Origin of the sequence: Paenibacillus sanguinis 2301083 = DSM 16941 (assembly GCF_000374825.1) — a bacterium.
Classification (GTDB): domain Bacteria; phylum Bacillota; class Bacilli; order Paenibacillales; family Paenibacillaceae; genus Fontibacillus; species Fontibacillus sanguinis.
Genome location: NZ_KB895376.1, coordinates 673,980 through 687,322, shown reverse-complemented (window position 1 = coordinate 687,322; position 13,343 = coordinate 673,980). Strand labels below are relative to the sequence as shown.

Annotated in this window: 8 protein-coding genes; all 8 read left to right on the top strand. The window is 38.5% G+C overall.

Features of this window, described 5'->3' with window-relative positions:
• Positions 1-170 precede the first annotated feature (170 nt).
• The gene (locus tag C557_RS0103175; protein WP_018750377.1) at positions 171-1,631 is read left to right on the top strand and encodes an ATP-binding protein; all 1,461 of its coding nucleotides are present in this window, start codon (positions 171-173) and stop codon (positions 1,629-1,631) included.
• A complete protein-coding gene (locus C557_RS0103170) occupies positions 1,632-4,364 on the top strand; it encodes a Z1 domain-containing protein (protein WP_018750376.1) in 2,733 nt (910 codons plus the stop codon).
• The gene (locus C557_RS0103165; protein ID WP_240472904.1) at positions 4,351-5,289 is read left to right on the top strand and encodes a PD-(D/E)XK motif protein; all 939 of its coding nucleotides are present in this window, start codon (positions 4,351-4,353) and stop codon (positions 5,287-5,289) included. Before C557_RS0103170 ends, C557_RS0103165 begins: the two co-directional genes overlap by 14 nt.
• Positions 5,290-5,308: 19 nt before the next feature.
• A complete protein-coding gene (locus C557_RS0103160) occupies positions 5,309-7,387 on the top strand; it encodes an AIPR family protein (protein WP_018750374.1) in 2,079 nt (692 codons plus the stop codon).
• Between the two features lie 16 nt (positions 7,388-7,403).
• Entirely contained in the window at positions 7,404-9,095 is a 1,692-nt protein-coding gene (locus tag C557_RS0103155; RefSeq protein WP_018750373.1) for a DNA cytosine methyltransferase, read from the top strand.
• Positions 9,022-9,456 (top strand): very short patch repair endonuclease, encoded by a 435-nt coding sequence (locus C557_RS25645; protein ID WP_018750372.1) that lies wholly within the window; start codon positions 9,022-9,024, stop codon positions 9,454-9,456. Before C557_RS0103155 ends, C557_RS25645 begins: the two co-directional genes overlap by 74 nt.
• A gap of 21 nt (positions 9,457-9,477) precedes the next feature.
• A complete protein-coding gene (locus C557_RS0103145) occupies positions 9,478-9,870 on the top strand; it encodes a hypothetical protein (RefSeq protein ID WP_018750371.1) in 393 nt (130 codons plus the stop codon).
• 213 nt (positions 9,871-10,083) lie between these two features.
• On the top strand, positions 10,084-13,206 hold the full coding sequence (locus C557_RS0103140) for an AAA domain-containing protein (RefSeq protein ID WP_018750370.1): 3,123 nt from the start codon (positions 10,084-10,086) through the stop codon (positions 13,204-13,206).
• The last annotated feature ends 137 nt before the right edge of the window (positions 13,207-13,343 follow it).

Below are 13,343 nucleotides of genomic sequence, written 5' to 3'. Positions count from 1 at the left end.
TTATGAAGGAAAAGGCGTTTTAAAGCATTAAGATGTTATTCCTATATCAGCAGATGCAGAATTAATTAGTAGTGAGGTATTGGGTCTAAAGAACAGGGATATGGGAAATTCTGTCGAACTATTAGAGTATAAAGCAAGTTGATGACTGTTTATGAAAGGGGGAAGCACATATGGAGGTCATTTCTATACCGCCGTATGCACCAGTTCTTATGGAGGCAACCCGAGCAATTGGCTATTCAGTAGAAACTGCAGTATCTGACATTATTGATAATAGCATTACTGCAAAGGCTACACAAATAGACATTATGTTCTTCCCTGTTGAAGAGCCTTATATTGCAATACTGGATAATGGAATTGGAATGGATAAAGAGGAATTAAAAAATGCCATGAGATATGGCAGCAAAAATCCATTGGATGATCGTGCAACAGGTGACTTGGGTAGATTTGGACTAGGTTTGAAGACTGCATCTATGTCCCAATGCAGAAGGCTTACCGTTATTAGCAAAAAAGAGGGCCAGGTAGCTGCGGCACAGTGGGATTTGGATTTTATTCAATCAACAAATGACTGGTCACTGAAAATATTTAGCTTAGAGGATATAACAGATATTCCTCATGTTGAAGAATTAAGTGAGAATGAGTCAGGGACCTTGGTAGTCTGGCAAGCATTAGACCGACTAAGCGTGGCAGAGATCAACTTCGATAAATCAATGGGTAAATACATGGATCAGGTTCGAGGGCACTTATCACTTGTATTTCATAGGTATCTTGCCGGGAGAGAGCCTGGAATCAAAAAGGTTGAAATCTGGATTAACAAGGTGAAAATTGAACCGATAGATCCTTTTTTAGTCGATAGAAGCACACAAGTTATGGATGACGAGAGCATTTTAATTGAAGGACATAAAGTTATGGTAAGGCCGTATACCTTGCCTCATACTTCTCAACTTTCCGAAATGGAATTAAACATGCTTGGTGGAAAAGATGGCCTTAGAAGACTGCAAGGATTTTATGTGTACCGCAATAAAAGGCTTCTCGTTTGGGGCACGTGGTTTCGTTTGATGCGTCAAGGAGATCTATCAAAACTCTCTCGTGTTCGTGTTGACATTCCTAACTCTCTTGATTATCTGTGGACGCTGGACATTAAAAAATCAATTGCAGTACCTCCCGAGGTCGTACGTAAAAATTTGTCTGGAATTATTGGGAAAATTTCCGAAAGTAGTGCGAGAACTTGGACATACAGAGGTAGGAAGGAAACTGACGATTCTCAGATTCATATATGGGATAGGTTGAAAACTCGAGAAGGAGGACTAATCTATAAGATCAACCGAGATTATCCTCTGATTGAAGTGCTAAATTCAAGTACTACCATAGAAAAGCAATTATTAGAGAAACTTTTGATTCAAATCGAGAAAGGGTTGCCTTTAAACCAGTTATACATTGATCTGACAAATGATCGGCGAATTTTAAATGAGAGTGAAATATCCAGGAGTGAAATATTGGTGCTTTTGGAGCAACTTCTATCTGTATGTAGAAGTACGCAGGAAAAAGACGAAATGTTGAAGAGGTTGGAAAATACAGAGCCATTTAGTCAATATCCGCAATTATTAATTCAATTAGTCGAGGAGGCTGAATAAATGTTGAGTCAAGCTGCCCAAATGCTGGAGCGATTCATTTCAGTTGCAATTAATACCAAGCATCCTGATGCTCCGCCAAGTGAAGATGAATTCATAGCGGAAGCCATGGGTCTACGCGAAGCTTTCCCTATAGCAGACGAAGAATTCAATCAAATTATGAAGAATTTAAAGGCGACTTTGGTTATACAAATGGATGTCGGAGTTTATATTTCAAATAAAAATAGTGATCATCAATCGTGGCTTCCAGGCCGCAGGGCAGAAATCGACTTTTATTACTGGAACAGGTTTAAACGATACTTGGAGGATGTAAAAGGTTGGAATACTGGGGTGACCGCTAGTTTAGAGACAGTATCTAATGAAATTGTAGACCAATTTGGAGATCCCCAAAGTAAGAAGCCTTGGCAGAGAAGGGGATTAGTACTCGGGGATGTTCAATCTGGTAAAACGGTTAACTATACTGCTATCTGCAATAAAGCAGCAGATACCGGATATAAAGTGATTATTGTTTTAGCTGGAATGATGGAAAATCTGCGTATGCAAACTCAGAAGCGGTTGGATAAAGAATTTGCAGGCAGATTGAGTAAAGATTTATTGCGTTTAAAGGGGAAGCAGGAAGTGAAAAATGTGTTTGATGGAGTCGGGAAAATTGATTCATCCAAACGGATATCTGCTTTTACGTCGGTGCTGTATGATTTCAATACAAGTATTCTGAACAGTAACGATCTGACCCTGAGAAATATAAGTGAACCTGCCTTGTTTGTTGTGAAGAAGAATAAATCAGTGCTTAAAAACCTGGAGAGCTGGCTTCTTACCAATAATGCAGATAATTCTGGGAAAATAGATTTGCCGCTGCTTCTTATTGACGATGAAGCTGATAACGCATCAGTGAACACAAAAAAGGAAGAAGAAGATCCTACAGCGATTAATGCGGCAATACGTTCAATCTTAAATCGTTTTTATCAAGCTACATATGTAGGTGTAACAGCTACACCATTTGCCAATATTTTTATTAATCCAGAAAATGATGACGACATGGTAGGCGATGATTTATTTCCAAAAGACTTTATTTATTTGCTAGCCCCTCCAACAAATTATATCGGTGCTAATGCTATGTTTGGCAATGATGGCACCCATGAAAAAAATATAGAAGAGATAGATACTGATGAAATTGAATTGTTTTTTCCATTTAAGCACAAGAAGGATCTTGTTGTTGATGAACTACCGCCAAGTTTATATGAAGCAATGGGTTATTTCTTATTGATTAATGCAGTAAGAGACGTTCGTGGAGATAGTAAGGATCATCGCTCTATGCTTGTTAACGTAAGCCGCTTTACTGATGTCCAAGTGAGAATACGTGAGAAAATAATAGTTTGGCTGGAACAAGTTAAATCTGATGTGCATAATTATGGTGCTCTTGATGAGGCACAGACTATGAAAATAAAATCGTTAAGGATGCTAAAACAAATATGGGAAAAGTATCATCTTGAAGAGAAAGCAAAAGTGTCATGGGGAGATTTGCTTGCTACGTACTTACATAAAGCAATCTCTCCAATAGAGATTCGAGCAGTTAACCAAAAAACGGGAGCAGCCAGCTTAAATTATGATGCTTATGAGGATAATGGCTTACGTGTTATTACAGTTGGGGGAAACAGCTTGTCAAGAGGTTTGACACTCGAAGGTCTTTGCACTAGTTATTTTTATCGCAATTCTCAAATGTACGATACTCTTTTGCAAATGGCGAGATGGTTCGGCTATCGTCCTAATTACAGCGATTTGTTCAAGGTGTGGATGTCTTCCGATGCAATTGATTGGTATGGACATATTACCGCAGCAGCCAATGAGTTGAAAGATGAAATTAGCAGAATGAATAAGTACAATCTTACACCTAAAGACTTCGGCCTAAAAGTAAGAAAACATCCTGAATCGCTTATTGTCACAGCTAGAAATAAGATGAGAACAGCGACGGAGGTTAGTAGACCAATCTCAGTAACCGGAAAATTACTTGAAACACCGCGATTAAAATCCAAACCTGATGTTCTTGCAGCAAATGAACGTGCTTTTAGATTGTTTGTGGCGAACTTGGATACAGCAGGTTCGAGACGTGGTGTAGATCAATCGGGGCTTATGTGGTCTGGGATTCACAAGGATCTTATTGTCGAGTTGCTTTATAGTTTTGAGACTCATCCTTGGCATATGTCATTTCAAGGTAAGGCTCTAGCTGAGTATATTGAAAAAAATTCAGGGATGACCGAATGGGATGTGTTTATTCCTTTTGGCTCTGATTCAGATGATTTCGAGCTTGAAGGTGCTAATGGGATCATCAATATAAAAAGAGAGAAACGCTATATTGAAGAAGCAAATGGAATGATAAAGGTTATGGGTACTAAGGTTAGAGTGGGATCTGGAGGTTGTACAAAGGCAGGGCTTACTAAAGGCGAGATCAAGGAAGCTGAGGAGAGATTTAGAAAACTAAATCCTGGTAAAACAAGTAATACTCCTGATAGTGCTTATCTCATAGGGGATCGAAAACCTATATTAATGTTGCATGTATTAAAAAGTACTGGTAAGAAGGATGCTCCAATCAATAATATCAAGATCCCTGAAACATTGTATGCCATTGGGGTTGGGTTTCCTGGGAACGGTTATATAGAAACAGCAAATTACGTTGTCAATATGGTGGATATAAGCAATTGGATGGACGTCGATGATGAGGATGATAATGATGTTGACTAATGAGCAAATTCTCGATAAGTGGAACAGCATTGTTCAATACACCAAGTCGTATGTAAGGATAGATGGCACTCATCCCCTGGATTGGCACATTGGCTATGAAGATATTAATCAAAAATCTCTGTTGATAATTTCCAGCTATGAGCCAAATATTCTGCAATCGTCCAAGTCAATTTTATCCTCAGTCGGACGCCGCGGCGATGGGAAATGGACAATAACTTTTCGTTTAGTTCGCCAAGAAAATGAAGAAGTATTCACTCGATTGTGTTGCGATTTAATTGAATCATCGAGGAGCCAATGCGACTCAGTGCTAGGAATTGAATTTGTTGAAAAGCGGTATATGCAGTGGTCAAAACTAATGGAGCAGCAGAACAGCGGATTATTGGGTGATTCAGAAAGAAAAGGGCTTCTGGGGGAATTAATTCACTTGCATAATTGCATTTTAAATAGAATTCCTATGCATGAAGCAGTTGAGAGCTGGATGGGGCCCGAAGGAGCGGATCAGGATTTCGTTTTTTCGACTACCTGGCATGAAGTGAAGGCAACTGGAATTGGGTCAAAAACCATAATGATTTCTTCAATGGAACAATTAAAAGCACCAATTCCTGGAGAGCTTGTAATATACTTTATTGATAAAACTGCTCCTAACTCTTCTAATTCTTTTACTTTATTGAGCAAAGCGGATGATATACGAGAAGTTTTAAAATGCAATCCAGCAACGCTTGATCTATTTAACGACAAGCTATTGCGAAATGGATTTATAGATTCATTAGAATATAAAGAATACTGGTATAGAATAGGCGGAAACCAGAGATATAGAGTAGATGATAGTTTTCCTAAATTAACTAATACCAACGTTCCGTCTCAAATCGCATCAGCAAGCTATAATATTAGTATTTCAGCAATTGAGAACTGGAGAATTCAATAATTAAATTTGGAGGTGCCATATGGATTTGCAGGATTTTAGAAAAGAATTTCTCGAGGATGTTCGTTCAACTTCTGCAGCCTATGGCGAGGGTTCAAGTGCGGCCTTTATAGGAATTGTTTCAAACTACCTTGTAAACGCTGAAGTGCTCCCGGATTTTGAAGCCTCGTTCTATTTAGGCTCAGGAATGCGTAATCGAAAGTTAAGAATTGATGGGTACGCACTGGACGAGTTTGATTATACTATGAATCTTATTGTGGCGGACTATCTCGGTGACGATGCTGAGAGGACTCTTACTCGTTCTGAAGCAGAGCAAATATTTCAGTGGCCTCTTCGGTTTGTTGAAGAGACTTTCAGTAATAAATTGATTGATAAAATAGAGATAAGTAGTTCAGCAGCAGATTTAGTTGATATATTGAGAACTAATAAGGAGCGTATTCGGAAGTATCGTGTTCTGCTGTTTACTGACGGATTAATGAGTGGCCGAATTGAAAGCTTCCCAGTGAAAGAGTTTGAGGGAGTAAGTGTGGAATTCCAGATCTGGGATGTTGAGCGTCTGTATAAGATGTTTTTGGCAGAGTCTGGCCGTGAAAGTGTCGAGATTAACTTTACACAGTATACAGCTAACGGGATTCCTTGTCTTGATGCGGGCAATTTTGGAGATAATTCCTATCGTTCTTTTCTATGTGTAATTCCTGGTTCAGTGGTAGCTGATATATACGATTATTTTGGCTCGCAATTACTTGAGGGTAATGTGAGGTCATTTTTGAGCACTAAAGTGGCAGTAAACAAAAAGATACGAGAGACAATTCTTAATTCTCCTAAAATGTTTTTTGCTTTTAATAATGGAATTGCAGCTACCGCAGTGGATGTAGTAATAGAAGAAAAACCTGAGGGGAAGTATATTACCTACGTTAGGGATTTTCAAATTATTAATGGTGGACAAACAACAGCTTCGCTATCAAGTGCACGTTATAAAGACAAGTCTAATCTTGATGGGATTAGTGTACAAATGAAACTGACTGAAATTAATGCAGAGCCTGATGAAACCCACAATTTAATGCAGAAAATTTCAAAGTCATCAAATAGCCAAAATAAAGTCAGCGATGCAGACTTTTTTTCAACGCATCCCTTCCATATACGTATGGAACAGATCTCACGAAGACTGTTTGCTCCAGCAACGGGAGGATCTCAACATGACACTCGGTGGTTTTATGAACGGGCAAGAGGTCAGTATCTGCAAACTCAAATTCGTATGACTAAGGCCGAACGCAATCGGTTCCTTACGCAAAATCCTAAGCATCAGCTCATTACTAAGACGGATCTGGCAAAAGCTCGCAATACGTGGCGAGAGTTGCCTCATGTTGTCAGCAAAGGGGCTCAGTCTAATTTTAGAGAGTTCGCCGAATGGATTGATGATGAATGGCAACTATCCGAGGATTCTTTCAATGAAAAGTTTTTTCAAGAGTCGATTGCTCTTTACATTCTATTCAAACACGTTGAGAAGCTGGTTACTCATCAGTCATGGTATGAGCACGGATATCGTGCCAACATTGTAACTTACACAATTGCTTTGCTGGTACATTTGCTAAAAACTCAATGCTCGACCTACGTCTTGGATTTGCAAATTATTTGGAATAAACAAGAAGTGCCAAGTGTGCTTACAAGCCAATTAAATAAGCTAGCCAAAGCAGTATTAGACTCCATAACCGATTCCTCACGAGCTGTTGCTAATGTGACACAGTGGTGTAAGAGAGAAGCTTGTTGGAATAAGGTAAAGAGTTTGAACATTACTCTTGATACAGAAATAGAATCGGTGCTCATTGCTTCAGGAGATGAAAAGACAGAAGTTCGCAGAGCCCGCAAAGAACAGAAAATTGTTAGCGGCATTGAGGCACAGACAAGAGTGGTCAACTATGGGGCAGATTATTGGAGAAAATTGTACTCGTTTATTCTTGAGAAGCAAATACCTTATCACACAGAGGCAGATGCTTTAAAAATAGCTTGCAATATGCCTGCGAAGCTGCCAAACTCAATACATAGCCAGAAGTTGCTTTCTTTGCTTGAAAGGGTTATTGTTGAAGGTTGGAAGGACGCTTGAAAAGAGGTGAAACAACGTGTATAGACTATTGGATTTATTTGCAGGTGCGGGCGGCATGAGTCTGGGTTTTATGCAGACAGAAAGATTTGATATTGCTGTTGCGGTTGAGAAAAATGACTATGCAAAAGCAACATATGAACGCAATCATGAGAATACAGAAGTACTAAGTGATATCTTGGATATAACGGACTACGACTCTTTCAAGCGTTCATATGGAGAATTTGACGTAATTGTTGGAGGCCCCCCTTGTCAAGGGTTTTCAAATGCAAATCGTCAACGAAATCATATTATTAGTCAAAATAATAGTCTGGTTAAGAAGTATGTTGAAGTAATTCTTAACCTGAAACCGAAAGCTTTTGTGATGGAGAATGTTCGGATGCTTAAGTCAGATATTCACCGTTTTTATTGTACACATAATGATGGGGTTGAATTTGAGCAACTGGGGATAGTCACCCGCAACGAAACAATTTGTCTTTTAGATACCGAGTGCCCTGTGGGTGATATCTATGAGTATTTGTTTAATCCAGCTATATTAAATGAACTGATATTGCCTGACAAGGTGTTTTATGCATTAAGAATGCTGCATAAAAACTCCCGGAAGGAAGAGACAAGGGAGAAGGCTCTGAGCAAAGGCAAGCAATGTATCAAGCATATCTCAGTACTGCCTCAAAGAAGCCCAGCTATTTCAAGACAATATATTAATTTTGAGCAAGCTTCGCTTAATGCATTTATTAGATATGCTGGAGAGGAAATAGAATTTGAAGAAGCGGAACATGAGATTTTGAGTTATCTGAATGTTCAACGTCTGATGATGCATGCAAAAGAACTATTGGATCATAGTATAGCTGTACGCAACTTAAAGGTAGATCAAAGAGGCGTGTATGTAGATGCTGACTCATACTCAGTTATTGATTACATTGGCAAAAGGCTGGGGCAGTTGTATCAAATAGATGATGGTGTGCTTAATGCTGCATGGTTTGGGGTGCCTCAGCTTCGTGAAAGATATATTGCTATTGGGTTGAGGAAAGACTTGCATCTTCAACCGAAATTGCCTGTAAAAGTCTATAAAGAAGCAGAGTATTTAACGGTATTTGATGCGATTCAGGATTTGGAGCAGATACATCCAGTTATTAATACAGAGGATGATCCCATTCCGCTAAATAATGAATTTGAAGCAACGGAGCTTACGCGGCTACTACGCAATTCGGCCATGTTAAGCAATCACGTAGCTACAGAAACAAGAGAGACTGCCCAAAAACGTTTTGAAGCTTTGGGTCAAGGGCAGAACTTCCATGATCTTGACCGCAGTTTAATCGAGAATACGTATACTCGACCAGAAAGAACACAAAATTCAATCTATTTAAGACTTGAATATGGTAAGCCTTCCGGAACAGTTACAAATGTACGCAAATCAATGTGGATTCATCCGACGATTCCAAGGGCAATAAGTATACGCGAAGCAGCCAGACTGCAATCCTTTCCTGATGACTATGAATTTGTAGGGACCAAGGATTCGCAATACCAGCAAGTTGGAAATGCAGTACCGCCAATCATGGGGAGGGCTATTGCTGCTAAACTTGCAGAAATGCTCGATTTGTGTAGTGGGTTATCCAACATGCAGGGAGGACTTGCTGATGGTGGACACATTGACAACAGAAGAACGCAGCAAGATGATGTCCAAAATAAAGTCGAAGAACACTGCTCCTGAAATGATTGTCAGGAGGTATCTGCACAACAAAGGTTTCCGCTACAGACTACATGATAAGAAACTACCGGGAAAGCCCGATCTTATTTTGCCAAAGTATAAGGCAGTTATCTTTATACATGGATGCTTCTGGCATGGCCACGAAGGTTGCAAGTACTACCGTATTCCTAAGTCTAATATTGACTATTGGACCAAGAAGCTCAAAGGCAATATTAGCCGCGATAAGCAAGACCAGCAATCTTTACAGGCTATGGGTTGGAGAGTGTTGATAGTTTGGGAATGTGAGCTTAAGAGAAACGCTCAAACAAGATGTAGTACTCTTGTAAATCAAATAGGAAATAAACCTAACGAAACCCAAAAGTAGAAAGACTGGGGGTAGAGCAAAGTGCTTCTTGACGATCTAGTCATTCATCAGGAATATGACAGGCCGTTTCTTGCGAATTTATGGGGGTATAAAACTTGGCATGCGATCGGTAGGGGTATCGTTACCCCAAAGGGAGATAATAAAATAATCTTGTTTGTCACTAGATATAAACAAGAGAGTTTGACTCAATATGCTGACCATTTGGAGGAAGGCATACTCTACATGGAAGGTGAACGAAATCATCAGAATGATGTCAGACTAAAATTGTCAATGTCTTCAGATGATGAGATTTTTTTGTTTTATCGGGAAAGGCACCATATGCCTTTTACCTACTATGGGCAGGTGCTTCTCACTGATTATACAATCTCTGTAGGAGACATTTGCAGTAAATTTGTTTTTAAAGTACCTCATTAGTTGGAGAATAGGGAGAGGCATTTGCCCCTCCCTTTGTCATTTAGTTTACCATATCAACCGATACGGTGAACCGTATCACAAGTAGGGCGTAATAACTGATGACAGAAAGTTTTGGCGCTATTAGAAGAAGTCTAGTTGTATGTGAATAATTAAACGAAGTACACTGGTGAAGCTTATATAATATTTATGTGTAGATAATACTGGGAGGAGAACATGAATAAAAGGGAAGATATTTTAAATGCTTGGATTACGATAGAACAGCTTTCCGAAGGTTCAATTAATAGAAAAGAAAAATCGTTGAAGCTATTACATACAATAGAAGAGGACTGGAATAAGTTTTTTCTAGACTTTCTAATTAGACAAAAAGAAAAACAAAATTTATCCGACAAGCTCTTTGAAAAGTCAGGTTTAGTGTTATATTTTGATATTTTTGACTTTCAAGAAGTTGTTAATATATTGAGAGTGAAGTACAAGATTGCTAAAACCTACGAAGAAGTTAACACCTCAAACAAATTCACTTTCGCAATATATTTTGATAACCGATTAAATTTTATAGCGGATAAATTGTTTCTCACAATGAGTGGCCATATCCGGAAACATGGTAATTTGCCAGAGAATTTTTTGAAAGTTGAGAACTCATTTAGAGAAGATTTAAACAGTAGATTTGATGAGGGCTTTAATATTACTATTTCTAATCTTTTACAGGAGTATAATGCTTCCACGGATAATTTTCGCTATGCATTTGTAAAGAATTTGGAGAATGGAGATGTAAATCTTCATTCATTCTTTATTGATGACCTGAACAAAGCAAAGACAATTACTAATAAAAGCTTGGATCGATATTTTGGTGGTTTTTCAGGATCCAGACAAAATCTAGATAGCAATAAAGAGTCCGATCATTTTAATCCCCAAATTTTTGAGACAACCATTCTACAACCTAAATATTATCCTTTGGGAAGGTTCCCAAGTAATCCTAGTTACGCACTTTCATTTATGCAACAGACAGCGGTGAATCTAGCTCTAAACGACAAAAATGAGATTCGTAGTGTCAATGGTCCCCCAGGGACAGGGAAAACAACATTGTTAAAAGATATTTTTGCTGATTTGGTGGTCCAACAGGCAGCAGAAATTGTGCAGCTTTCTGATAAAAGGATTAAAGGAAGCCTGGTTTATTGGAAAAGCGCTAAAATAGGTGTTTTGCCGCCCTCTATTTCAGCTAAAAATATTGTTGTTGCAAGTTCAAACAACGGGGCAGTTCAAAATATTGTTAAGGAGTTACCAAAGAAGGAAACGATTGCTGACGATTTTCAAAAGCAATTGGATGAAGCTAATTACTTCAAAAATATATCTAATTCTAAATTAAGCGAAGAAGGCTTCGGAAAGAATCACGAAATTAAAGCTAAGCTTTTAAACGAGGAGAATTGGGGTGCTTTCTCGTTAGAGGGCGGGACATCAACAAATGTCAACAAGTTACTTTTATATGTAAAAGCAATTGAAAAAGATTTAGAAGATCATGATCCAGAAAATATAGGTGAAAGTGTATATCAAGAATTTTTCCGGCTGTACGATGAATTAAAACTTGAAAGAGAAGAAATGCAAGAATATAGCGAGAAGATGGCATATCTTCAAAAATTAAGAACCATCTATACGGAGCAAATGCTTGCTTTTGAACATGGAGAAAAAGAGAAACGGTCCAGTTTAATTGCACAGGAAGCAGAAACGACTCGTGAACTTGAAAGACTGAGCCAAGAAAGTAGAAATCTCCAGGATGATTTATCGAATGCTTCTATTGAAATAGAAAGTCTAATCGATCTACAAGCTCAAGCTGAAAGAAATTATGATGTAGTTACTTCACAAAAGCCAAGCTTTTTGTGGTTTCATAAAATGTTTAATCGACCCAAAGCTGAGCAGTACTTCAAAAATTTGAATAGTGCAAATGATCATTTAAATGATCTAATTAAACGAAAAACTAAATTGCTGAATAACCGTATGCAATTAGAAGGCGGGTTAAGGGAAAATGCTAGGAAAAGCATGTACGCTCAAAAACAAATTTTGGAAACAAAAGCTGACTTCGAGCGATGGGTAACCGATCAACAGAATAATTTTAATAAAATGGAACAAGAAGTCCTTTTATTGGAAAAAATCAAATCTCAAAGCGGTATTTATGAACTGGATTTTTCACTATCTTATGATCAGCTGCAAAAGTCTAATCCATGGTATACCAGGCAATTTCGCAAATTGCAATCAGAGTTGTTTATTTCCGCTTTAAAAGTTAAAAAGCAATTCCTGTATGAAAACAGAAAGAGTCTGAAGGCTGCCAGGATGATCTGGAGTAAACAGTTGGATTACATTGGAAAAGAAAACGGGCTGGAATTAATCTCGGAATCATGGCAATGGTTGAATTTCACTATCCCTGTTGTCAGCACGACCTTTGCTAGCTTTGGGCGAATGTTTAAAAATCTAAATAAAAATTCAATAGGCAATCTATTCATAGACGAGGCTGGTCAAGCACTGCCACAAGCTAGTATTGGTGCGATTTTTAGAAGCAGGAAGGTCATGGTTGTTGGCGATCCCTCACAAATAAAGCCCGTTTTGACGTTAGATTCAAATGTTCTAACCTTGATTGGAAGACACTATAAAGTCGATGAGAAATTTGTCTCCGCTGATGCGTCTACTCAAACTATTGTGGATGCGACAAGTCAGTATGGCTTTCAAAAAAATGAGGATGAATGGATTGGCATACCTCTTTGGGTGCACAGACGTTCAAACGATCCGATGTTTACGATTTCAAACGAAATATCGTATGACGGGTTGATGGTACAAGGAAAATCAGAAGATGCATCAAAAGGAAAATCACAATGGTATGATTTAACCGGAAAAGCAAATGATAAATTTGTTAAAGAACAAGCAGATCTACTGAAAAGTATAATTGATAAACGTTTGAAAGAAGATCCGAATATATTGGAAGAAATTTATGTTATCACCCCATTTAAAAATGTGGCATATAAACTTGCACAAGTTCTAGATGAAATTAAATTTACAAAACGAGAAAACGGGAAACCAACAAATGTTGGAACTGTTCATACTTTTCAGGGGAAAGAGGCCGAAATCGTCTACTTTGTTCTAGGAGCTGACTTTGATAGCAGCGGGGCTGCCAGATGGGCTGTCTCTGAACCAAACATAATGAATGTTGCAGCTACACGAGCTAAGGAAGAATTTTATGTTATTGGTGATAAAAAATTGTATGCCTCACTCGGTAGTGATGTGGCAAATAAAACGATCTCAATTATTGATAACTTTAATAATGACAAGACTGCTGAGCCCTGCCCGAAGTAGCGAAGGGAGTGCGCCGACACTCCCTTTGAGCAACTTGGCCTGTTATCAAATTGGCAAGAAAACGTGGATCACGACTAAGGTCCAGTGTCCACCGGCCAGATTTATCCTAATATAGAGTAGGATACGACCGTTAAGGA

Bases quoted from the DNA above. Each gene is read 5' to 3' on its own strand.
- C557_RS0103175 (WP_018750377.1), top strand. From the start codon at position 171: ATGGAGGTCATTTCTATACCGCCGTATGCACCAGTTCTTATGGAGGCA.
- C557_RS0103170 (WP_018750376.1), top strand. From the start codon at position 1,632: ATGTTGAGTCAAGCTGCCCAAATGCTGGAGCGATTCATTTCAGTTGCA.
- C557_RS0103165 (WP_240472904.1), top strand. From the start codon at position 4,351: ATGATGTTGACTAATGAGCAAATTCTCGATAAGTGGAACAGCATTGTT.
- C557_RS0103160 (WP_018750374.1), top strand. From the start codon at position 5,309: ATGGATTTGCAGGATTTTAGAAAAGAATTTCTCGAGGATGTTCGTTCA.
- C557_RS25645 (WP_018750372.1), top strand. From the start codon at position 9,022: ATGGTGGACACATTGACAACAGAAGAACGCAGCAAGATGATGTCCAAA.
- C557_RS0103140 (WP_018750370.1), top strand. From the start codon at position 10,084: ATGAATAAAAGGGAAGATATTTTAAATGCTTGGATTACGATAGAACAG.